The organism is Thiospirochaeta perfilievii (genome assembly GCF_008329945.1).
Lineage (GTDB): Bacteria > Spirochaetota > Spirochaetia > DSM-2461 > DSM-2461 > Thiospirochaeta > Thiospirochaeta perfilievii.
In genome coordinates this window covers 2248171-2271252 of the sequence record NZ_CP035807.1, presented here as the reverse complement: position 1 = coordinate 2271252, position 23082 = coordinate 2248171, and the positions used below count along the sequence as shown (strand labels likewise).

General features: G+C 33.0%; 20 protein-coding genes. 7 read left to right on the top strand and 13 right to left on the bottom strand.

Going from position 1 to position 23082, the window contains the following annotated elements:
• Positions 1-14: 14 nt before the first annotated feature.
• Positions 15-803 (top strand): TIGR00266 family protein, encoded by a 789-nt coding sequence (locus EW093_RS10395; RefSeq protein ID WP_187759675.1) that lies wholly within the window; start codon positions 15-17, stop codon positions 801-803.
• Positions 804-849: 46 nt separating this feature from the next.
• On the opposite strand, the gene EW093_RS10390 is transcribed toward EW093_RS10395, so the two are convergent.
• The gene (locus tag EW093_RS10390; RefSeq protein ID WP_187759674.1) at positions 850-1179 is read right to left on the bottom strand and encodes an SWIB/MDM2 domain-containing protein; all 330 of its coding nucleotides are present in this window, start codon (positions 1177-1179) and stop codon (positions 850-852) included.
• 211 nt (positions 1180-1390) lie between these two features.
• Here EW093_RS10390 and EW093_RS10385 point away from each other — a divergent pair, with 211 nt between their 5' ends.
• The 4 genes from EW093_RS10385 to EW093_RS10370 all read left to right on the top strand — a co-directional run bounded on the left by EW093_RS10385 (position 1391) and on the right by EW093_RS10370 (position 5940).
• The gene (locus EW093_RS10385; protein ID WP_149568342.1) at positions 1391-2164 is read left to right on the top strand and encodes an IclR family transcriptional regulator; all 774 of its coding nucleotides are present in this window, start codon (positions 1391-1393) and stop codon (positions 2162-2164) included.
• Positions 2165-2182: 18 nt separating this feature from the next.
• Positions 2183-2833, top strand: a complete 651-nt coding sequence (locus tag EW093_RS10380; RefSeq protein ID WP_149568341.1) for a bifunctional 4-hydroxy-2-oxoglutarate aldolase/2-dehydro-3-deoxy-phosphogluconate aldolase — start codon at positions 2183-2185, stop codon at positions 2831-2833.
• Positions 2833-3864 (top strand): sugar kinase, encoded by a 1032-nt coding sequence (locus EW093_RS10375; RefSeq protein ID WP_149568340.1) that lies wholly within the window; start codon positions 2833-2835, stop codon positions 3862-3864. Before EW093_RS10380 ends, EW093_RS10375 begins: the two co-directional genes overlap by 1 nt.
• A gap of 87 nt (positions 3865-3951) precedes the next feature.
• Positions 3952-5940, top strand: a complete 1989-nt coding sequence (locus tag EW093_RS10370) for a DUF4962 domain-containing protein (RefSeq protein WP_149568339.1) — start codon at positions 3952-3954, stop codon at positions 5938-5940.
• A gap of 20 nt (positions 5941-5960) precedes the next feature.
• On the opposite strand, the gene EW093_RS10365 is transcribed toward EW093_RS10370, so the two are convergent.
• The 6 genes from EW093_RS10365 to EW093_RS10340 are packed head-to-tail and all read right to left on the bottom strand — an operon-like array spanning position 5961 to position 13331.
• Positions 5961-7580, bottom strand: coding sequence for a diguanylate cyclase domain-containing protein (locus EW093_RS10365; protein WP_281283516.1), 1620 nt, complete (start codon positions 7578-7580; stop codon positions 5961-5963).
• Positions 7544-8812, bottom strand: coding sequence for a TolC family protein (locus tag EW093_RS10360; RefSeq protein ID WP_149568337.1), 1269 nt, complete (start codon positions 8810-8812; stop codon positions 7544-7546). The genes EW093_RS10365 and EW093_RS10360 overlap by 37 nt, the downstream gene beginning before the upstream one ends.
• Positions 8812-10065: an ABC transporter permease gene (locus EW093_RS10355; protein ID WP_149568336.1), complete on the bottom strand. Its 1254-nt coding sequence runs from the start codon at positions 10063-10065 to the stop codon at positions 8812-8814. Before EW093_RS10355 ends, EW093_RS10360 begins: the two co-directional genes overlap by 1 nt.
• Before the next feature lie 9 nt (positions 10066-10074).
• Positions 10075-11358, bottom strand: coding sequence for an ABC transporter permease (locus EW093_RS10350; RefSeq protein ID WP_149568335.1), 1284 nt, complete (start codon positions 11356-11358; stop codon positions 10075-10077).
• Positions 11349-12032 carry an ABC transporter ATP-binding protein gene (locus EW093_RS10345; RefSeq protein ID WP_149568334.1) on the bottom strand — a complete coding sequence of 228 codons (684 nt, stop codon included), beginning with the start codon at positions 12030-12032 and terminating at the stop codon, positions 11349-11351. The genes EW093_RS10350 and EW093_RS10345 overlap by 10 nt, the downstream gene beginning before the upstream one ends.
• 9 nt (positions 12033-12041) lie before the next feature.
• Positions 12042-13331, bottom strand: a complete 1290-nt coding sequence (locus tag EW093_RS10340; RefSeq protein ID WP_149568333.1) for an efflux RND transporter periplasmic adaptor subunit — start codon at positions 13329-13331, stop codon at positions 12042-12044.
• Positions 13332-13476: 145 nt separating this feature from the next.
• On the opposite strand from EW093_RS10340, the gene EW093_RS10335 reads away from it, so the two are divergent.
• Complete coding sequence (locus tag EW093_RS10335) at positions 13477-16611, top strand: ABC transporter substrate binding protein (RefSeq protein ID WP_149568332.1); 3135 nt, start codon at positions 13477-13479, stop codon at positions 16609-16611.
• Here EW093_RS10335 and phoU read toward each other — a convergent pair.
• The 5 genes from phoU to EW093_RS10310 all read right to left on the bottom strand — a co-directional run bounded on the left by phoU (position 16606) and on the right by EW093_RS10310 (position 21243).
• Positions 16606-17259, bottom strand: a complete 654-nt coding sequence (phoU, locus tag EW093_RS10330; RefSeq protein WP_149568331.1) for a phosphate signaling complex protein PhoU — start codon at positions 17257-17259, stop codon at positions 16606-16608. The genes EW093_RS10335 and phoU overlap by 6 nt on opposite strands.
• A gap of 11 nt (positions 17260-17270) precedes the next feature.
• Positions 17271-18038, bottom strand: coding sequence for a phosphate ABC transporter ATP-binding protein PstB (gene pstB / locus EW093_RS10325; protein WP_149568330.1), 768 nt, complete (start codon positions 18036-18038; stop codon positions 17271-17273).
• Between the two features lie 2 nt (positions 18039-18040).
• Complete coding sequence (gene pstA, locus EW093_RS10320) at positions 18041-19216, bottom strand: phosphate ABC transporter permease PstA (protein ID WP_149568329.1); 1176 nt, start codon at positions 19214-19216, stop codon at positions 18041-18043.
• Positions 19209-20120, bottom strand: coding sequence for a phosphate ABC transporter permease subunit PstC (gene pstC / locus EW093_RS10315; RefSeq protein ID WP_149568328.1), 912 nt, complete (start codon positions 20118-20120; stop codon positions 19209-19211). The genes pstA and pstC overlap by 8 nt, the downstream gene beginning before the upstream one ends.
• 133 nt (positions 20121-20253) lie before the next feature.
• Positions 20254-21243 carry a PstS family phosphate ABC transporter substrate-binding protein gene (locus EW093_RS10310; RefSeq protein ID WP_149568327.1) on the bottom strand — a complete coding sequence of 330 codons (990 nt, stop codon included), beginning with the start codon at positions 21241-21243 and terminating at the stop codon, positions 20254-20256.
• 128 nt (positions 21244-21371) lie between these two features.
• Between EW093_RS10310 and EW093_RS10305 the strand changes: the two genes are divergently transcribed.
• Complete coding sequence (locus EW093_RS10305; protein ID WP_149568326.1) at positions 21372-21863, top strand: DUF2147 domain-containing protein; 492 nt, start codon at positions 21372-21374, stop codon at positions 21861-21863.
• A gap of 1 nt (position 21864) precedes the next feature.
• Here EW093_RS10305 and EW093_RS10300 read toward each other — a convergent pair whose 3' ends face one another.
• The gene (locus EW093_RS10300) at positions 21865-22866 is read right to left on the bottom strand and encodes an aldolase catalytic domain-containing protein (protein WP_149568325.1); all 1002 of its coding nucleotides are present in this window, start codon (positions 22864-22866) and stop codon (positions 21865-21867) included.
• Positions 22867-23082 lie beyond the last annotated feature (216 nt).

Below are 23082 nucleotides of genomic sequence, written 5' to 3'. Positions count from 1 at the left end.
CAAAAGGAGTTGTTTTGAGAAGTCATGAGGTAGATTACGAAATATATGGCGATGATATGCAGGTTGTTGAGGTTGAACTAGACCCAAGTGAGGTTGTTATTGCAGAAGCAGGGGCAATGAACTGGATGGATGACGGTATAGAATATGAAGCCAAAATGGGTGATGGGTCTGAACCAGAGAAGGGCCTATTTGATAAGTTACTAAATGCAGGGAAAAGGGCAATTAGTGGAGAGACAATATTTTTAACTCACTTTACCAATAGAGGTGTTGGGAAAAAAAGAGTCGCTTTTGCAGCCCCTTACCCAGGAAAAATTATTCCCTTGGATTTATCAAAAATTGGGGGCAGAATAACTTGTCAGAAAGATGCGTTTTTATGTGCTGCTATGGGAACCAAGGTTGATATAGCTTTTAATAAAAAACTTGGAGCAGGTTTTTTTGGTGGGGAAGGTTTTATTCTACAAACCCTAACAGGTGACGGCATGGCATTTATCCACGCTGGTGGTACTATTGTAAAAAAAGAGCTAAATGGGGAGACTTTAAAGGTTGATACAGGGTGTATTGTTGGTTTCACATCTGGAATAGACTATGACATCCAACAGGCTGGAAATCTAAAATCTATGGTTTTTGGGGGAGAGGGATTATTCCTTGCCACTCTTAAAGGTCATGGAACTGTATATTTACAGAGTCTACCTTTTTCTAGAATGGCTAATAGAATTATTAAACATGCACCAAGGGCAGCTGGGACATCTAAGGGTGAAGGATCAGTCTTAGGTGGTCTAGGTAATATATTTGAAAACTTATAAAAAGAAATAGTCCTCAATTGAGGACTATTTACAATAATTAAAAAAATTACTTCTCTATATTTGCACTAACAATTGCAGCCATCTGCATCATGTTTACAGTTTGACCTTCACTTAAATTTGTTAAGTCAGTTAATTTTCCAGACTTGCTTGTAGAATTAGTATTCTTGAAAATTGGTAATAACTTAGCATCTGCTACAATATATTTACCAGCGTTCTCTGGTGCACCATTTTCAGTTTTTGTTTGAAGACCATTAGCTTTAATATAGTCCCATAATTTTTTTGTGATCTCTGTTCGTGGTAACTCTTTTTCACCAAGAAATGAAGCTAGTTCACTCTTTAAAGTTACCTTCTTATTTAATCCTGTACCTTCAGCCATTTTATGCTCCTTTACTTCTATATTTTTAAAATATACAAGGTGTAGCATGATAGAAATAGGACAAATAAGCAAGCTGGAAAATTAATTTTTCCCTTGGAAAATTGTTATTTTTAGGTAAAATTAGATAAAAAACCCCTAATTTCACACATGAAACATAGTTTAATATATGAAACATGTTGACAGATAAATAAAGTAGGTTTATTAATTAAACATGATTGAAAAAAACGGGGATGTCCCTGCGATAAATAAGATGAACCAAATCTTTGATCTTCTTGCTTTAGAGCCTAAAGGTTTAAGCCAGTCGACTATAAGTTCTCTCCTTGATCTTCCAAAAGCGACGGTATCCAGGCTAATAAACACCCTCCACGGTATGGGCTATTTAGAGCAGGAAAACAAAGCTGGTTTATATACTTTAGGGGCAAAACTGTTAACACTGGGGAATATAGTAAACAAGAGACTAAATCTTAATACTATTGCAACCCCAATTATGGAGAGACTCTGCAACTCCCTAAACGAGATGGTAAAACTAAGTATTATGAGGGGAAACATAATTTACCCCCTTGTAAGTATTGAGAGTAAAAAAGCCATAAGGATAACCCTGGATTCGGGAACTGTTTATCCACCATACATTGGAGCAGCGGGAAAGTTATTACTAAGCCTAACAGATGAAGGAAAGGAGTATTACAACACCATTCTACCAAATGTTTCGATGGTTAAATATACAAAAAATACCATTGTTGATATGAACAGATTAGATGAGGCTATTTCTGAAATAAAAACTTTAGGCTACGCCACAGATAATCAAGAGGAGTCAGTTGGTATTTATGCAGTTGCAGCTCCAATTTACAACTCAACAGGTCAGGTTATAGGAGCATTAAGTATCCCATTTTTTGGAGACTATAATGAGAAGAAAGAGAGATATTTACCTATATTACTAAAATGTGCAGAAGAGATCTCCCTATCCATGGGATATTATAATAAATAAAATAGAAGGAAGTACAGTTTGACTAAAGAATACTATGAAATAGCTAAAGAGATTGAAAAAATTGCCATAATACCGGTAATTGCAATTGATAACGTAAAAGATGTAGAACCACTGGCAAAAGCTCTTGTAAATTCAGGGTTATTAGCTGCAGAGATAACATTTAGAACAGCTGCAGCTGAAGAGGCAATATCAATTATTAGTAAGAAATACCCACAAATATTAACAGGTGCTGGAACTGTTTTAACAATAGATCAAGCAAAAGCTGCCGTTGATTCAGGTTCGAAATTTGTTGTTAGCCCAGGCTTTAACCCAACAGTTGTTGATTACTGTATAGAAAACAATATTCCAATATATCCAGGTGTTAACAACCCTACAGGAGTTGAAGCTGCCTTAGAGAGAGGGTTAGATGTTTTAAAATTCTTTCCGGCAGAAGCCTCTGGCGGAGTAAAAATGGTTAATGCTATGGGAGCACCCTACGGAAGAGTTAAATTTATGGCCACTGGGGGTGTTTCCCTTAACAATGTAATGTCCTACCTTGAGTCTCCATATATTGTAGCTTGTGGAGGGTCTTGGATGGTTAAGTCAGACCTTATTCGAGACGGTAAGTTTGAAATGATAGAGAAATTATGCAAAGACGCAGTAGAATTAATTAAAGAGTGGAGAAAATAATGGGAACAATAGTTACAATGGGTGAGATAATGCTAAGATTTAAATCACCAGGAAATGAGAGATTTTTTCAAAGTCCTATGTTAGAGGCAACCTTTGGGGGTGGCGAGTCTAATGTTGCTGCCGCCCTATCTTTATTAGGAAAGAGTACTGCTTTTGTTAGCGCCCTACCTTCAAACCCAATTGGGGATGGAGCGATTACGGCACTAAGAGCTAGAGGTGTTGATACGTCTAGAATATTAAGACAGGGAGATCGAGTTGGGACCTACTACTTAGAAACAGGTGCAAACCAGAGACCCTCTGCAGTAGTTTATGATAGGGCTAATTCCTCTATAAGTGAGGCTAAACCATCGGACTTTGACTGGGATGTTGTTTTTAAAGATGCTACATGGTTTCATATAACAGGGATTACACCGGCAATATCTGCTCTAAGTTCAGAACTATCCCTAGAAGCTGTTAAAGAGGCAAAAAAAAGGGGAGTAACAGTCTCCTGCGACTTAAATTATAGGAAAAAGCTTTGGAACTACGGAAAAACGGCCCCTGAAGTAATGAATGAGTTAGTTAAATATGTGGACATTGCAATTGCTAATGAAGAGGATTGTCAAAAGTGTCTAGGCATAGAGTCTGAAGCAGATGTAACAAAGGCAGACCTTGGGACAGATAGATATAAAGAGATATCCAACTTAGTATTAAAGCAGTTTCCAAATATGAAAAAAATTGCAATTACAATGAGGGAGAGTCACTCAGCGGATCATAATTCATGGTCAGCAATTATTAATAATAGAGAGAATTTTTATATCTCTACAAAGTATGAGATTAAAAATATAATCGACCGTGTAGGTGGAGGGGACTCCTTTGCTGCAGGTCTTATTTATGGTTTAACTACCTTTGAAACGGATGATAACAAGGCTTTAAATTTTGCAGTAGCAACTTCTTGTTTAAAACATTCTATTCCAGGTGATGTTGCATTAGTAACAGAGAATGAAGTTCTTAACTTACTAAAGGGTGACGGATCAGGAAGGGTTCAAAGATAATTAATTGATATATTATACAAATGTTTTCCTAAAACTCAGCTCCAGGTGTTACCTGGAGTTGTTTCTTTTAATATAATATGAGAAATAATGGCTAAAACATATCTATTTATTAAGGACCTAGACTCCTTAAAACTAAAAGTAAAAAAACATAACCCTTTATATATTAGACTCTTAGAGCAGTGTAAAAGATATGAGGATGTTATTTTATCAGATAAACACCCAAAGGGTAGTTCATCCTATATGGGAATGGCTGCTGCTAATTTATCCCTACTCTCCCTGTTAAGTCATGATCCAAGATGGATAGATGAAGCAAAAAGGTGGATATTTACTGCCCTCTCCTACGACCATTGGGGACATACAAATTTAGTACATGCAGATATAAACTCTTCTTGGGTTCTTTTTGGACTCTCTTTAAGTTACAACTGGTTTAATGAATTCTTAACAGAGACAGAGAGGGAGTATTATAAAAAAAGGGTATATATTCAGGCTAATAAAAAGTGGACCTATAAAGAGAAACATAGTAAAACAGGATGGCCTGTACGGTATTGGCAAAATCACAACTGGTTAAATTTCACAGGTCTAGCAACTGCTGCCTACGCATTAATGGATGACTACCCAATAGATTCCAGGGTTTGGCTTAAAGGGGCTGAGGAGAATTTTAAAAAGATATTCTCTCTTCTTCCAGATGATGGAAGTGACTATGAGGGTGTTGTATATTGGCGATATGGAATTATCTGGTTACTACAGTATGCTGAACTTGTAAAATTAGAAGAGGGTATTGATATATTCAAAAACTCTAAGTTCCTTAGAAACACCTTCTATTATAGACTCTATCAGTGCTCTCCTATTTTTGAGAAAAACTACAACTTTGGAGATTGTCATGATACAAGAAGTGGTCACTCTTCTGCTGTTTATTTTAAATTAGCATCAGAATACAACATAACTGAAGCCCAATGGATGGGAGAACATGTACTAAACAACCTCCTCTATAAAGAGGCTTTTGAGAGTAGTGTTCAACCAGGGATTTTACCTGAGGCATTTCTTGAAATGTTATGGTACAACCCCGAGATAAAAAAAAGAAACCCTAAAAACATGCCTACAACCCGGTTTTTCCCAGACTTAGGACTACTATCCTGTAGATCCGGTTGGGGGCCTGATGCCTTTGCCTTTTCTGTTAAAGCGGGATTTCCAGGAGGTAAAAGGCAGTGGGAAAAGTCCTGGGGCCTGCAAAAAATAGAAGGTTTTACTAGAAGAAGCCTCTGTCACCAACACCCAGATGATGGCTCTCCTATTTTATGGAAAGGGGCAAACAACTACATAATTGATGATGGCTACAATAGAGAAGTTAAGGCCTCTGATCATAATATGATCCTTTTTGATGGGAAGGGGTATAATAACGAGGGAAGACACAACATCTTTAAAAAGATAGAGAAGGATCAACACGCTTTTATTGAAAAGATTAAAATAGAAGATAAGTTTACCTATTTTTGTGCTAATTTAAAAAATGTTTACGATAGAAGTTTAGGTGTAACCCACTTTAAAAGGCATTTTTTTTATACTGGAGCCAACTCACTACTGATTTTTGATGAACTATTAAGTGAGTCCTCTAAAACAATAACATGGCAAATCCATTCAGAGGAGCATCTATCCTTTAATAATGGATACTTTAGCTCAATGGACCAGAACTTTAGGCTTACATCGATAATAGAGCATGATTATCATATAACAACTGAGACAAAAGTCATAAGTGCCATACTAAATAAGCAGGATCCAGATCGAAAAACCAGAAGAAAGATGGTTAACCTTGGGCTGCATATAGAGAATAACTACAAGATGAATCACTTTTTAACTCTAATTCAGACAGGAGGAGGAGAGTATATAAAACCTCACTTTTTAGAAAATGAGAAGTGGAGAGGGTTTTATACTGAAAGAGTGGATCAAAAGCAGTATTACTTTTTCTCAAAAATTGGGAATAAAAAACTAGGTAAGCTCCCAGATATAGATATTAAAAGCAGTAGCAACTTTGTATATATAGCAGTAAAAGATGGTATTATAGATGTAGAATTCCATAGTTAGAAATACTATCCTCGACTATTCTAAGGTTCCCTAAACTTATCTTTCTTAACTCTATACAGTTCATTATCAGCCTCTTTCAAAAGTTTATAGAGGTCACTCTTTGATGATTTATTAAATGATGTTGTTCCAATACTTGCAGATATTTTAAATCTATATTTTCTTGTTATATTTAACTTATTAAGCTCTAGTTTTAACCGCTCTTTAAAATGATCAAAATCGTAGTTATCATCACTTTTAATTAATACAGTAAACTCATCCCCACCTAGTCTTGCCACAACATCATTGGATCTAAAACACTTTTTAAGAGTATTTGCTAGTTCAATAATAGCGGTATCCCCAAAATCGTGACCATAGTTATCGTTTATACTCTTAAGGCCATCCATATCAATAAAGAAGATCTGATATAAACTATTATCTTTTGCTTCTTCTAGAAGTGTCTCGGAGAGTTCAAAAAAACCCCGGCGATTTAAGAGTCCTGTCATTTCATCCCTAATTGAGAGAGTTTTTAATTTCTCATTTAAACATCTGGTTTCAGCTAGACTCATCTCTAACTTTCTTTGACTATCCTGCATTTGTAAATGAATTTTTGATGTGTAGATAGAGTTACTAATTACATCTCCCAAAATATCATAGGTATTCTCAGCCATATCAATAAAACATATTTCAAAAAAACCAAGAATAATATTGTTCCAGTTTAATGTGGAAACCAAAACCGAATCATCAGATTTAAATAGGTCTGATGTCCCTTTTTTTATTCCCTCGACACTATTTATTACTTTACTTCCATCTTGGTAGTGTAGATGCAAGTTTATAGTAAAATCTTCAAGATTTAGTGTATTATTATATATTACTTCCTCTTGGATTAGGTAAAGTTTAAAATAATTAATATCCAATTGGGCTAAAGAGTCTAAAATCTCATTTAAAATATCCCTAAAATAGATTCTACCAGATATTTTGTTACTTATAGTTCTTAACTTCCACTGGTCAACTAAATAGTTATGGGATTTATTATACTCTATCTGTCTTGAAGCTAAGCAATCTATGAAGTAGATATCCTTTAATAACTCTTTTTTAATACGCTCCTTATTAAGTTGTTCAATAAACATGTTATGGAGGGAACTTTTATCCTCTTCACCCTCAATAATTGAATTAAGGTAATGATAATGGTCCTCTATACTATTTTGAGAAAAGGATCTATTCCTAAAATTGTGCCTCTGTGGAGATAAACAACCACAGGATTGTCTAGTTATAAAAGTACAGTCATTACTTAACTTCTCCTCCACTTTAAAACCATTAATTATTGAGAGAAGTTTCTCTAAACCATTTACTGTAATACTCTCAAGGGGTTGCTCTATTGTGGTTAAAGATGGAAAAAGATAGTTAGACAAGTTGCTACCATCAAAACCTGTAACAGCTATATCCCCAGGAATTACTAAGCCACTACTTTTAAATACTTCAATGGCTCCTATTGCCATATCATCATTTAAACAGATTATGGCTTGAGGAAGTTTATTACTAAGAAAGTACTTAGCTGCATTTTTCCCTGAATTAGGAGTAAAATTCCAATTTTTATAATTTTCACATTTTAATTGTACATTATAATCTAGATTCTTACTAAAGAATGTATTTCTAAAATATATACCTCAATCTCATGTCTTAATTGTAGTTTCAAGCTATCTATAAGAACTTGCTGCCTATCTAAACTTTCAGGAAGCACCTCTCCTAAATTTAATTTATACTCAATAAGCTCAAGCTCCTTATTAGCTTTATCAAGGGTAAAATTTAGTAGGTCAATTTTTTTTAAAATCAATTCTGCTCTCTTGAATTGATAATCTATTTCATCGGAAAATTCTTTTATATCATCTTCTAAACTCGCCTTGGCTTCCTCTACTCCGATCTTAATAGACTCAATACTCTCTTTTTTATTAAATATAGTTGATAGATTTAAATTAAGAAGAATGGAGCCACTTACTTGACTAAAATCATCAGTATACAAAGCAGACCCTATTGAGATCTTTGGAAAATAGTTAGCATACTCATCCTTCAACTCTTTTTCTCTTATTCTAACAACCTCTTTTAAAGAGTTAAACCTAAAGGAATCCCTATATAATGCCAATATTTCATCCCTATTTGGAGTTGATATTTCATCTATACCAGGAAGTTCTAATGGCTTAAACTCTACTTCAGAGATATCTATACCTACAAGAGTTGATAGTCTTGACTCCAACTCTAAAAGTTCTATTTCTGAATTTATCATAGAGAACTCTTTATCAAGTAGTGTCTCTTTAGCTTGATCGAAACTAAACTGAGACTCTAGACCTGATTTCACTCTATTTTCATAAATAACTAGCTCTCTTTTATATAGGTCTATCTCTAAATTAGTTATTTTTAGCATGGATCTTAAATAGCAAATATTAGAATACTGGGTTTGTAGATTAATTCTAAAACTCTTAATTTCCTCTTGTATATATAGTTTTTTTAAGTCGTATGTATTTCTTACAATTAAACGATCCTTATCTGACTGGAATAGAGTATATAAAAAGGATAGAGATGTACCACCATCAAACTCATGACTTATTGACGTGGTAAGATCATGTAGAGGGTTAAAATCAAGAGTGATCTCTCCCTTCGATATGCCCCAATCTCCATGACTATCGAAGGTTAACATTGGACGAACACTTAAACCAAAATCTATATAGTCAGGAAATTCAGTTCTATTCTTTGAAATCTCGCTAACCCTTAACTCATTACTTAGCTGTTTTAAGCTTTTGGAATTTTCCTTAGCCAAATCAAATAAGCTATTAAAGTCTAACTCATTTGATGACAGAGATATTGTAAGAAGTATAAAAGTAATAAACAGTAGTTTTTTCATTAATTCTCCCTTATGGCGTCTATAGGATTACTTTTCGCAGAAGACAGGGAAGGGAAAAGTCCAAATAACCCACCAGAAACCAAGGAGAATAAAAATGCGACAAAAGCGGCTTTTGGTTGCAGGGAAAGATTAACTCCAACTAACATATCAATGGCACCCCCAGTTATAGATGGGACAACATTCATAATAAAAAGAGGGGAAAATAACATTGCTAACAAAATACCAATTATTGAGCCTAAAACTATAATAACAACTGCTTCTAATAAAAACTGTATAATAATATCTGTTTTAGCTCCACCAAGAGCTCTTTTTAAACCTATCTCTTTATTTCTGTCTAAAATCGAAACTGTTATCATACTAAAAACACCAAATGAACTTATAAGAAGGGATATTATTCCAAAAATAGTAAATACAATCTTAATCAATAATACAATACTCTTATACCACTGATTTTCATCACTATTTCTTGGAGATCCACTCCAAACTTTTATATCCTTTAAACTACCATCTATACTTTTTATTCCCTCTAAAATTTTAACTTTAGGATTCTCAGTTAATGGAGATACTTTTAATAAAATTGTTGAAGTATTGTATAAACCCTCTTCAAACCTAGGAATAGAATAAATAATATCTGGGAAGCTATACCTCTCTTTTTCTAAGGGAGTACTATCTTCAAAGACTCCAACTATTTTAATATCCTCAAAACTAGTCGAAGTTGTTCCATCTTCAAACTCATCAATATATTTAAGTGATATTATTTCATCTTTTATACTTTTATCTGCTAATAGTGATTCATATACTTCCATAGAGATAATACACTCTCTTGTTTCTGAGAAGTCTGAAATATTATCTCCTTTTATCAGTTTTATGTTGTTATATAGTGTATATCCAGAAGTAGTTTGAAACGCACTATTTATCCTATATTTCTCCTTATTATAAAAAAAAAGATTATCTCCATATGGAATAATTGGAATGATATCCTCTACATTTTCTATACTGTTTTTAAGTTTAGTAATAACATCAAAAGAGCCTAATAACATATTTGACTCATCATACTCATGGTTTTCTACTTCGTTCCTTGCATAAAAAACAGTTACATCCTCTTCATCTCGAAGGATATCATCTAATTTGAAGTTCATATTCAGAACTAAGGAGATTATCATAACACCTAGGGATATGCTTAGTATTGTTAATACTGACTTTACAGGATTAAGAAGTAACCTACTAATAATTTGTTTTAATAATATGCCCATAAAATCCTCCTACTCTTCTCTTAAAACCATGGATGGTGAAATCCTTGTTGCTTCGATTCCAGGATATATCGAAAATATAATTGTCAATATTAATGATAGAATCAATGATGCAAAAATTGACACAATAGAGAGATCCATACTGGCCCATGTATCAAAAGAAGATATAATGTTTCCTATAACTGCTCCAAAAATTATGGATAACAATATACCTAAGATACCGCCAAGAACACCTAATAGAGCGGATTCTATAAAAACACTAGTAAAAATATCTCTCTTTGTTGCACCAAGGGATATAGATATTCCTAGGCCTTTTTTTTGCCTTAAAACCCTGGCTAACATTAGATTTAGATTATTTAAGGTCGCAATAATTAGACATATAAAAGCAATTAAACCAATAACATAGAGAACTTTTATGAAAGTTTCCTCATCATTACCACTCCAATCTAGACTACTCTCTATATACACTTCATTATTTGGAAAATCTCTCTTAAGATATGTTGAGATCTCTTTTACACCTTTCTTTAAATCCTTATTACTAGAAACACCAAATGTCATCTGGTCTATAGTGTTCCACTCATTTACATTAATAACATTGGTATAAGGGAGCATTATCCCATTATTGTTATCCCAAGGGCTCTCTTTAAGATCTTCTATCTCCGATGGAGATGCTGTCCCATAGTCAACTTTTAAAATACCAACAATAGTGTAATCAAGGTTATTATAGGAAAGTACTTTTCCTAATCCATTACCATTTGGAAAGAGTTTATGGGCTAGATTACCACCAATAATAATAACATTTGATCCATTCTCAAAATCTTCTTGTGAAAAAAAACTTCCTTTATCAATCTCCATCCCTAAGAATTTAAGATAATCTTCTGAGATACCAATACCACTTAAAGAGGACTCCCACCATGGTCTGTTTTCACTATACTCCTCAAAATTTGAAGGTTCTAAATTTATCCACAGTCGATAAAAAGCAAAGTCTATTGTAGGACAGAACTTTTTTATCTCCTCCATATAACCCATAGAAAAATTAATTTTCGGGCTGTCCAGGTTACCAATTTTCTGAATCGAAGAGTCGTTGTTATACATATATTCACTTGGAATAACAAAAATATTTCTGTACCATTCACTCTCTGACTCTTGGTTAATCATATTATTAAAGTTATATACCACTGTTATAACTATAGATACAACAGCAATACCAAAACCAAGCCCTATAATAACCATCAAGGACTCTTGTAGACGATCTTTAATTCTATTTTTGGCTAAAATCAATTGATCTAACAACATACCATACTCTCATCACTAACCAATTTACCATCAGTAAAAGATATTTTCCTGGTACCACATCTCCCGAGGTCATTATCATGGGTTACCATAATTATAGTTACCCCCTTACGATTTAACTCTTTAAGCATCTCAATTATTTCAGACCCCTTTTCGCTTGGGAGATTCCCTGTAGGTTCATCGGCTAATATTACATCCGGATTATTAGCAAGGGCTCTTGCAATTGCAACCCTCTGTTGCTCCCCTCCACTTAACATATTTGGATAGTGATATATCCTATGGGAGAGACCTACATCAGTTAGTAACTTTATAGCGAGATTTTTTCTATCCTTCCTAGGAACTTGGCTATACATTAGAGGCATAATTACGTTATCGAGGGAGTTTAACTCTGGGAAAAGGTTAAAACTTTGGAATATAAAACCAAAATGTTTATTTCTTATTCTTGCTAACTCTTTATCTGGTAGAGAATCAATAGGATGCCCTTCTAATAAAAAACTTCCCTCAGATGAGACATCTAAAAGACCTAAAATATGTAGGAGTGTTGATTTCCCGGAACCAGAGGGGCCCATTATTGTTACAAACTCCCCCCTATTAATTTCTAAATCTACACCCTTTAAAGCTTCTACCTCAGTTCCTCCAAGGTCATACTTTTTTTTAATATTAGTTAACTTTATCAACGTTTCCTCCTAATTTGTTTTTAAATATATCTCTTCATTATCAACAAAATCACTATAACTAGATATTACTATTTCATCTCCAATTTCAACACCATCTTTAATGGAGACTAATGAGCTATTCATATTGCCATATTGGACTTTAATACGTTTAGCCATCTTCCCATCCTCCGATATTCTAAATAGATACCTGTCTTTACCCGAGACTATATATGTACCCCTAGGGAGGGTTAAGCAGTCTTCTACACTACTAATAATTAGTTCTGCACCACACTGGGATCCAGGAATAATATTAGATGGAGCTTCAATAAAATCAGCTTTAGCCTTTACAACAGCATTACCCTTACTAGTTATCAATGCAGAAGCGTCTATTTGGAATAGCTTCCCTTTATATACTTTTTTATCAACTTTTATGTTTAAACTCTGATTATTATTTATATATTGTCTATTTTTTTCTGGAATTTCTAACTCTATATATGGTGTATTTAAATCTCCTACTGATGCTAATAGTATGTTGGAGTTAATTAGTTCACCCTCTTTAATATTAATAGAGATAACTGTTCCTGATATTGGAGATTTTATTGATAATTTCTCTATCTCATTCTCCTTTCGTTTAAGCTTCTCATTTAAATTATTTTGATCATATTCGATTAAAAAGTTTTGAGCCTTTAAATCTTCATCTAAGTTTATTAAACTCTCTTTTGCCTCATTATACCCCTCTTTAAACTCTAAAAATTCATCCTGGGCAGTTTCATACTCTTGAAGTGTGGCTGAACCTAATTTATATAGTTCATGGATTTTATCCATATTTTTTTTAGCTCTTAAATTTGCCCTTTGTAGTTTACTAATATTGGACTCTATAACTCGTTTATCTCTTTTATACACAATATCATTTTTTAATACCTCTCTTTCAACTTTTTTTAACTCATCTAAAATTGAATCCCTCTCTAATAAAAGAGTTGAAGAGTCTAAAATAATTAGTAATTCTCCCTCTTTTATACTATCTCCTGATTTTTTTAGTACCTGCTTACAAAAGGTTGTTTCAGGAGAAAATAGGTTAATACTCTTCTTTAATCCAATAACTCCAGTTAGACTAATAGTGTTATCTAAATCACTTAAATTAACTGTAGCCTTATCGAAATCTTCCAAAGTATACTTTCTATTTTTTGGATATAAGAATATGAAGGAGATAATAATTAGAAGTATAAAAAAAATTACAGATATTATAGCATTTGTAATTTTCTTTTTATAACCAGGCCTTTTTACGTTTTTTATTTGAATTATAGTTTCTTTTTCTGACATTTATATTTACCTTTAATTAAGGTAGATTATCATAGGTAAATAATTATTAAAAGATATTTTTTTATTTAAAGTTATATATATTACTATATAAAGACTATCTTTAAATTAGGTTGTGTTTTTATCAATATTAACTTAGAATTTCACCATGACAATCTTTAGGAAATTTATTCCCTTTTACCTACTATTTTTAACTACAATTAGTCTCTATTCAAATAATAATGACATTACCCATATACTCTATATAAACTCCTACGACTTCCAAATGACCTGGTCTAAAGAGGTCTATAAGGGAATAACAGATGTTATACACCCCTCCCAGAGTATTAAAATATATTATGAAGCTATGGACTCAAAGGAGTTTAATAGAGAGTCTGACTTTAATAATTTTAAAGCCTATATAAAAAATAAATATAAGAGTTACAACTTCTCCCTTATACTTGTTTCAGATAATAACGCATTTGATTTTTTAGTAAATAACCACAAGGAGTTATACCCTAATATTCCTATTGTTTTCTCTGGGGTAAATGATTTAGATAGAAGTATTTTAGTAGACCACCCTGAAATAACAGGAATGGAAGAGGTATCGTCAATTAGAGAGACTGTGGACCTTGCCCTAAGCTTACACCCTAATACAAAAGAGATATTTGTAATTAATGACTATTTAACAACTGGTAGAGCTTGGGACAAACAGTTTAAAAATGATTTAGCAGAGCTAGAAAAAGATCTTAAAATTACATACTCAGAAAATGTTACCATAGAAAATCTAAAAAAGACAATATCAAAGCTCCCTGAAAATAGTTTAATATTCTTAGGTGTATATTATTCGGATAAAAACAATATCTACTCAACCTATGAAGATATGGCAAAAAATCTTGCCAATAGTGCAAATAGACCATTTTATACCCTGGTTAAGTTTAATATACAGAAGGATATTATTGGTGGAAAGGTCATTAGTGGTTTTAAACATGGAGAAGCTATTGGAAATATTGGACTTAAGCTTTTAGAAGGTATAGCCCCTAGAGATATCCCAATTGAGAATAAGGAGTATAACCAATACGTCTTTAACTACTTAGGACTAAAAAAATATGGAATTGATATAAAACAACTACCCTTGGATAGTGAAATTATAAATAGACCCTACTCAATATATGAGGAGTATAAATATATAATTTGGATATCTATAACTTCTTTTATAATTCTTATTATATTAATTATATTTTTAGTTATAAACATAATTAAGAAAAACCAGATTGAAAATACTCTAAGACAGTTCTCCGATTCCACCTGGGAAGGAATAATTATACATAGTGAAAACTCAATTTTAGAGATGAATAAAAGATTCTCAGAAATTTTTGGGTATACAAGAAAAGAGTTAGAAGGTGGTAATTTTTTAGATAAGATAATTGCCCCTAACTATATAGAGAAGGTAGAAAATATATTAAAAGAAGACAAAGTTGAGTTTTATGATACCATAGGTATTAATAAAAACGGAGAACTTGTACCGGTAGAAATAAGAACAAGACATATTGATTATAATGGGATTCATGCTCGAGTGGAGGTAATTAGGGATTTATCTGATCAGAAGAAAGCTGAAAAGGAGCATAAATATCTACAAAACCTCTGGGATACTATGTTTGAAAACTCATCAGAAGCAATTTTTGTTTTTAATTCAAAACAGGAGATTGAAAGGGTAAATAAAAGTTTTATAAAAATAACAGGATATAGTTCTAGAGAGACACTTAACAAAGTTTTAAATGAGTTTAAGTCCGAATATCAGAATAGGGAGTTGGACTTTGAAATTATAAGATCTATATCTAAAAATAACATGTGGTGTGGGGAACTTTTAGCTAGAAGAAAATCGGGAGAACTTTTTTCCATGCTTCTAAACCTATCAATTTTAAATAAAGATTCTGTTACAGAGAAAAAATATATTGGTGTTTTTAGTGATATTAGCGATAAAAAACAGCAGGAAAAAGAGCTTAAATGGATGTCACAGAATGATACTTTAACTGGATTCTCAAATAGATCCTACTTTTTAGAAATGCTTAAAACAGAACTAAAAAAATCGAGTAGAAGTGGGGAGTGGTGTGGAATACTTTTACTTAATATTGATGGACTTAAAAGCATAAATGCAAAGTACGGATTTATTGTAGGAGATGAAGTAATTAAAGAGTTTAGCTCAAATTTAAAAAACTGCTTAAGAGACGAGGATATAGTCTCCCGTTTTAGTGGTGATGAGTTTGCTATTTTGGCCCCTAGATTTACCGATAAAAATCAGATTAAAAGTGTTGTAAAAAGAATTATTAAAAACACAACTCAAACAATAAAAATAGATGGTAATTCTATTGAGTTCTCTGTAAGTATTGGAGTATCAATATTTCCATTTGATGGGTTAGAAATGGATGATCTTTTATCAAAATCCAGCACAGCTTTAAAAAGAGCAAAGAGTAATAAAAAAGGCTCCTTTAGTTTTTATAATTCTGAATTAGATAAAACAGAGATTATGAACTTAGAGCTAGAACTAGACTTAAAACGAGCCCTGGTTTTAGAAGAGATTGATGTATTCTATCAACCTAAAGTAAACCCTAATAACAGTAAAATTGAGGGGTTTGAAGCTCTTGTAAGATGGCATAGAAGGAAACAGGAGTGGATATCTCCCCAGGTTTTTATACCTATAACAGAGGAAAATGGACTTATTATAGAGATTGGTTACTTTGTTTTATCTAAGGCTTGTGACTTTGTTATAGACCTTAAAAGAAGAGGATATAACCAGTTTCATGTAGGGGTTAATATATCTGCGAAACAGTTTAGCGATCCTAAGTTTATAGATAACCTAATTAATATTGTTAACTCTAAGGGCATAGACCCTAAATTTATAGATCTAGAAATAACAGAGAGTATAACTGCTAGTAAAATATTTAACACAATTGAGAGTTTAACTAGACTATCAGACTACGGTTTTAGTATATCTATAGACGACTTTGGGACAGGGTACTCCTCCCTACAATACTTAATATCCCTGCCTTTTAATACTATGAAAATTGATAAGTCATTTGTAGACTCCCTAGAAATAAAAGGGAGCAATCTAACAATTTTAAATACAATGATATCCCTAGCCCACTCCCTAGGGAAAAAAATAGTAGCCGAAGGAGCTGAAACAAAGGCTCAGGTTGATTACTTATCAAAGGCAAACTGCCAACTAATCCAAGGCTACTATTATTATAAGCCAATGCCAATAGATGAAATATTAGGCATTATTGACCGTGAAAAACTACTATAGGGACTTATGCTTACAGGTAATTACATAAACAACCGATTCACAAATATTTGTAACCCTATCCCCTATTCTCTCTAAAAATCTGTTAAGAAACAGTAGAGGAACAAGGTTTTCTGATTTATGGGGTTTCTCCTTAATTATGTCTATTAACTTACCATATAAAATAGAGTATTTGTCATCTATATAGTTATCTCTAGCAGCTATCTCCTCTGCCCATTTTGAGTCCTGCTGGATAAATGACTCTAGAGACTCTTTAACCATTTGACAACCAAACTCTGTCATATCCGATAGGTATGGAGCTGCAATCTTTAAACCTTCATTACTAACTTTACCAGCTTTTTCAGCGAGATGTTTACCGTGATCCCCTAGTCTTTCTAACTCAACAACTATTTTAAGAACAGTTAAAATCTCTCTTAAATCTGTAGCTACAGGGTTCTCTTTTGCTATAAGTAGGGTAGATCTATCTTCAATCTGTAATTGAAAATCATCAATTAATTGATCGTTAACAATAACTTCCTTAGCTAATTCACTGTTATTATCCAGTAGACTCTCTAAACCTTTGTGTAGGGATGATATTACCATATCTCCCATTACAACAACATCATTCATTATGCCATTTAACTCTTCACGGTAGTGCGTTCTAATATCCATTTTTCCCTCTATCAACCAAACTTTCCACTAATATAATCCTCTGTTCTTTTATCCTTTGGATTAAAAAACAGGTCATCCGTCTTACCATACTCAACTAAGTGTCCCCGCCTTTCATCATTTACTAAAAAGAAAGACGTATAATCGCTAACTCTGCTCGCCTGTTGCATATTATGGGTTACAATAGCAATTGTATAGTCATGCTTTAATTCTGCTATAAGCTCCTCTATTTTTCCAGTTGCAATAGGGTCTAAAGCGGAGGCTGGCTCATCCATTAATATTACATCAGGCTTTACAGCAATTGTTCTAGCAATACACAACCTTTGTTGCTGTCCACCAGAAAGGCGAAGAGCACTCTGTTTCAATTTATCTTTAACTTCATCCCATAAGGCCGCTTGCTTTAAAGTTCGCTCTACAAGCTCATCAAGATCATCTTTATGACCATGAATTTTAGCACCCCAGGTTATATTATCATAAATACTTTTTGGAAATGGGTTAGGCTTCTGAAAAACCATTCCAATTCGCTTTCTTATTTCTACAGGATCTACATTTGACCTGTTTATATTTATACCACCATAAATTATCTCTCCAGTTACTTTAGTTTCAGATATCAACTCATTCATTCTATTTATTGACCTTAAAACCGTGCTCTTTCCACAACCTGATGGCCCAATTAACGCTGTAACCTTTTTATTTTTTAGAGATAAATTTACACTGTCAACTGCGTGAAAATCTCCATAAAAAACATTTAGATTTTTCAATTCTACTGCTATATCACTCATAATTAACTCCTATTTTTACCTATTCTATTTCTAATTAAAATTGCAAATGTATTCATTGATAATAACATTAGAAGTAGAACGATAATTGCTGCTGCTGCAACATTTCTAAACTCAGCCTGTGGTCTTGAAGTCCACTGATAAATCTGTATTGGCAAAGTTGTAAACTTTGAAAATATATTTGATGGATCTACAGATATAAAAGTAGAAGCACCAATAACAACAATTGGAGCTGTTTCACCTATTGCCCTCGATACAGCTAATATAGTACCTGTCATTATTCTCTCAATGGATGCAGGTAGAACATGTGACCAAATAATCTGCCATTTTGTACCACCTATACCATAACCAGCTTGTCTAAGAGTCTGAGGAACAGCTCTTAGGGCCTCTTGGGTGTTAATAATTATTATAGGCAAAATTAGTATAGCCAAAGTTAGTCCAGCCGCAAGGATTGTTCTCCCGTTTGCAGTTGCTGGATCTCCGTAACCAAACATTGAACCACTTGTAAAAGGCTCCATGCCCCTAACAAAAACCGCTAAACCTAAAAGTCCAAAAATAATTGATGGCACTCCTGATAGGTTATAGATATTTACCTGTACAAATCTTGTAAACCTATTATTCCCTGCATACTCCTCTAGGTATATAGCAGAAGCGACTCCTACAGGAAAGGCAAAAAAGATAGTTATACATATTATCATTAAACTACCTAGTATTGCCGTTCTAATACCTGCAAATTCTGGTATACTAGATTGGGGTTTAGTAATAAATTCTAAATTTAGCCAAGCTCTAAAGTCTATATACGCATTAGGGTACTTTTTTGTAGTTAACTCTAAAATCTCTTTTTTATTAAAGATAGACTCTTTTAAGCTCCAGCTCTGTTTAACCCTAGGCTCTATAACCCTATTAAAAAGAAGCTCCATTAGCTCTTTCTGACTTCTCTCTTTAAGAGGACTTTCAGAGTTATATCTTCTAACTAATCCCTTAGAGAGTCTTTCTTCTAATATTTCAATAATATCATCACTATTAAGATCATCTAAGTTCCCTGATTCTATAAAAATTGTAGGTTCGATACTATTCTCTATTGCTACATAACCAAAGGCATCATTTATAATATTTACAAGTAGGATAAATAAAATGAAAATTGCCAATATTGTTGCTGACTTAAAAAGTGTATTAATCATACTCCTCCTGATACTTTCTAACAAGTTTTCTACTTAATACATTTAAACTAAGTGTAATAAAAAATAGTAATAGTCCAAGAGCAAAGATACTGTTATAATCCATTGTATTATAACTAACATCTCCACCTGATATTCTTACTATATATCCTGTTAATGTTTCAGCAGCTTCAAATGGATTAAAAGTAAAGTTTGAGCCAGCTCCAGCTGCTAGGGCTACAATCATAGTCTCACCAATGGCCCGACTTAAACCTAAAATAAATGCTGCGGATATTCCACTAAATGCTGCAGGAACAACAATAGTCATACTAGTATGTAATTTATTTCCACCTAGGCCAAAAGCAGCCTCCCTTAAAGAACTTGGAACAGCTTTTAATGCATCTTCTGTTATTGAGGCAACTAAAGGAAGGATTAGAATACCCATTACAAGCCCTGCTGATGCAGTATTATAAATGTCAACAGTATCTTTACCAAAAATTAACCTTAAAAGAGGAGTCATAAAAGTTAAAGCAAAATAACCGTATACAACTGTAGGTATTCCAGCTAAAACCTCTAAAATTGGCTTTAAGATACTTCTAGCTTTTTCACTGGCATACTCGCTTAGGTATATGGCAACAAATAAACCTAACGGTCCAGCGACTAACATTGCAATAAAACTTGTAGTTAAAGTAGAATTAATTAAGGGAAGAACCCCAAACTCATTAATTAAGGGTTGCCATTTAGTTGAAGTAAAAAACTCTACAATACTAACTTCTTTAAAAAATAACAGAGACTCTTTACCTAATATATATACAATCCCAAATGTTATTAAAACACTTAAAACTGCACTTACAGCAAGTATGGTCTGTATTATTTTTTCATGATATTTGGGTTTCCCCACATACCACTCCCTCTTAGATTTTGTCACTAAGAAACTCCTAAATAATTTTTATAAGTCTACAATACAAATTATTATTTAGGATTATGTTTATGTTCTGTTAAGATTTGGTTAAAAAAAAAGCCTGCATATAGCAGACTTTATGATCATTTTAATAATACTTTTACTTCATAGCCTCTAACCATGCAGCTTTACCTTTTGCAATAACACTTTCATCTGCAGGGAAATAACCAACTCTAGTAACTTCTTCGTTTACATAAGTTAAGTAGAAGTTGATAAAAGCTGCAACCTGTGGTTTGCTCTTCATAACTTCTGCATCAGAGTAGATAAATAAAGGTCTAGCAAGGGGATATTTCGCTGCATCAACATTCTCTTTTATTGGTTCTACACCATCAATACTAAGAATATTTAGGATATCTTTATTCTCACTGTAATATGCATACCCAAAGAACCCTATTCCATATGGAGATTCTGTAATTCCTTGAACTAAAATGTTGTCATCCTCGGACATCTGTACGTTTGCTGCACTTAATAGTGGTGCAGAATCTTTATCAAAAACTTCTTCAACAAAGTAGTCAAATGTACCAGAATCTGTTCCAGGTATAAACTTTAATATTTTTTCATCTGGCCAGCTTGGGTTAACATCACTCCATTTTTCAGCTGTAAATATCTTTACAAGTTCATCTATTGATGCATCTTTAATAAATGTATTACTTTTTGCAACAGTTACAGCTAGTGCATCTGTTCCTACTCTAAACTCGATTGGGTTTCGTCCAATCTTTTTAGCAGCTTCGATCTCTTTTGATTTAATAGGTCTAGAAGCATTAGAAATATCAGTCTCTCCTGTTACTGTAAATCTTTCAAATCCTGCACCTGAACCAATAGAATCCACAGTTATATTTCCTGCATAACCCTCGTCTTGAAATCTTTCAGCCATGGCTTCTGAGAGAGGAAAAACTGTAGATGATCCTGCTGTTATTATATCACCTTTAACATTTATTGGGTTTACACCTGGCAAAATTCCATCCTCAGACTCTACCATCCAACTATTGCTAGCTGAAGAACTACTAGCTTCTGAATTCTCACTATTAGCTGATGCAAAAACAGCTAAAGTTGAAACAAACATAACGCTTAATAAAATAATTTTTTTCATTTAAAAACTCCTATCTAATTGATATGTAAACATTAGATTCTGTAAATTAGGAGATCATTAAAGTAGTGTTAAACTTTGGTTAAATTAAAAGATTTGACGTATATATATTAAAAAATAATAATTTTAGTATGAAAAAAGTTTTTATTATAATTGGAGTTTTGTTATTCTATATGAATTTACAAGCTGCGGAGAAAATAACAGGGATATGGAAGATTATTTCTAAGGAGACAGGTTTTGTACAATCAATAGCCCTAATTTATGAGTATAATAGTAAAGTTTTTGGCCGTTTATTAGTAACCTATGAAGATGATGGAAAACTATCTGACCCTAAAGGAGTTGCAGATAAAATTGTTGGAGACCCAACTTTTATTGGGTTGGACTTTATCTGGGATCTAGAAGATAGGGGTAAAAAATGGAGTAGAGGAAAGATTCTAGATCCCCTTCGTGGAAAGATTTACTCCTGCGATATGTGGATAGATGGGGATAATCTTATAGTAAAGGGTAAAATCGGTCCCTTTGGTAGGGAGCAAATATGGATTCCATTGAAAAAAAGATCAGAGCTGCCAAGCTGGGTAAAAATTCCCAACAAACCAACTCCTATAATACCAGTAGTAAAATAATCTACTCCTCTGCATCGGTTAATTCATTGTATAACCTACTATAGTCCGATCTCTTCTGTTTATTAAAACCTATAGCAGATCTAGGATGCTCATTCAACTGGCCAGTAATCATATATGGAATGTCATAACCCCATGTTATCTCTTTTCTTAGGGCTATAATGTGTTTTTGGATAAAATCAAGGATTGGTAAAATTCTAAATTTAGGATTTCTTAAAAAACCAAAAAGTAGTTCCATAGGACAATTCCCAGCACCACGACCGAGACCTGCAATAGTAGCATCTAAATAACTAGTCCCTCCTATCATAGACTCTATGGTATTAGAATAAGCTAGTTGCTGATTGTTATGGGCATGAATTCCTACACTCTTATTACAGGATTTTGCCAATGCTGTATATTTAACTGTTAAATCCCTAATCTGTTCTGAATAAAATGTTCCAAAACTATCTACAAGATATATTACGTCTACATTTGATCCCTTAACCAACTCCAGGGCTTCATCTAACACAATACCTGAAACCTTAGATATAGCCATTATATTAATTGTAGTCTCATAACCTTTTTGATGGGCATCTTCTATAATATCAAGTGCCGCAGGGATTTGATGTATATAACATGCAACTCTAATCATATCTATTACACTTTCGGATTTTGGTTTAATCTCCTCTTTAAAGGTTCTACCAATATCCGCCATAACTGCTATTTTTATATCTTGATTATTATCACCAACAATACGCCTTATATCTTCCTCATCACAGAAGTTCCAAACACCATACTCATCAGGGCTCATTACCTTTTTAGATACTATTTTACCAATCTCAAAATAATCTACACCACTAATGACACAGGTATCATAAACTGCTTTAACAAATTCATCACTAAAGTGATAATCATTAACTAATCCCCCATCCCTTACTGTACAATCAACTATTTTTACATCGTCCCGAACAGTAAGCCAGGTCCCCTTTCGCTGTATCTCTACGGTCTCTTCAACTATATTACTCATCTACTCACCTTATTATTTTATTACAGCATAATATCTTAAAAATAAGGTAAAAACAATAATAAACAAATTTTATTAGTAAAAGATAAACAAACAAAGGTCAATACAAAATATAATGTAAGAATCATACAATATAACCTTTAAATGCTATGAATTATTTAGTTTTAGTAAAAATATTAACTAAAATAACTCTATTCCCCCTTAATTATTAAGGTCTAA

What these genes read in the sequence shown, in the direction of transcription:
- EW093_RS10300 (WP_149568325.1), bottom strand. Translation starts at nt 22,866, where the DNA reads ATGAGTAATATAGTTGAAGAGACCGTAGAGATACAGCGAAAGGGGACC.
- EW093_RS10360 (WP_149568337.1), bottom strand. Translation starts at nt 8,812, where the DNA reads ATGAAAAAACTACTGTTTATTACTTTTATACTTCTTACAATATCTCTG.
- EW093_RS10375 (WP_149568340.1), top strand. Translation starts at nt 2,833, where the DNA reads ATGGGAACAATAGTTACAATGGGTGAGATAATGCTAAGATTTAAATCA.
- EW093_RS10370 (WP_149568339.1), top strand. Translation starts at nt 3,952, where the DNA reads ATGGCTAAAACATATCTATTTATTAAGGACCTAGACTCCTTAAAACTA.
- EW093_RS10385 (WP_149568342.1), top strand. Translation starts at nt 1,391, where the DNA reads ATGATTGAAAAAAACGGGGATGTCCCTGCGATAAATAAGATGAACCAA.
- pstB (WP_149568330.1), bottom strand. Translation starts at nt 18,038, where the DNA reads ATGAGTGATATAGCAGTAGAATTGAAAAATCTAAATGTTTTTTATGGA.
- EW093_RS10335 (WP_149568332.1), top strand. Translation starts at nt 13,477, where the DNA reads ATGACAATCTTTAGGAAATTTATTCCCTTTTACCTACTATTTTTAACT.
- EW093_RS10355 (WP_149568336.1), bottom strand. Translation starts at nt 10,065, where the DNA reads ATGGGCATATTATTAAAACAAATTATTAGTAGGTTACTTCTTAATCCT.
- EW093_RS10340 (WP_149568333.1), bottom strand. Translation starts at nt 13,331, where the DNA reads ATGTCAGAAAAAGAAACTATAATTCAAATAAAAAACGTAAAAAGGCCT.
- pstA (WP_149568329.1), bottom strand. Translation starts at nt 19,216, where the DNA reads ATGATTAATACACTTTTTAAGTCAGCAACAATATTGGCAATTTTCATT.
- EW093_RS10390 (WP_187759674.1), bottom strand. Translation starts at nt 1,179, where the DNA reads ATGGCTGAAGGTACAGGATTAAATAAGAAGGTAACTTTAAAGAGTGAA.
- EW093_RS10305 (WP_149568326.1), top strand. Translation starts at nt 21,372, where the DNA reads ATGAAAAAAGTTTTTATTATAATTGGAGTTTTGTTATTCTATATGAAT.
- phoU (WP_149568331.1), bottom strand. Translation starts at nt 17,259, where the DNA reads ATGGATATTAGAACGCACTACCGTGAAGAGTTAAATGGCATAATGAAT.
- EW093_RS10310 (WP_149568327.1), bottom strand. Translation starts at nt 21,243, where the DNA reads ATGAAAAAAATTATTTTATTAAGCGTTATGTTTGTTTCAACTTTAGCT.
- EW093_RS10350 (WP_149568335.1), bottom strand. Translation starts at nt 11,358, where the DNA reads ATGTTGTTAGATCAATTGATTTTAGCCAAAAATAGAATTAAAGATCGT.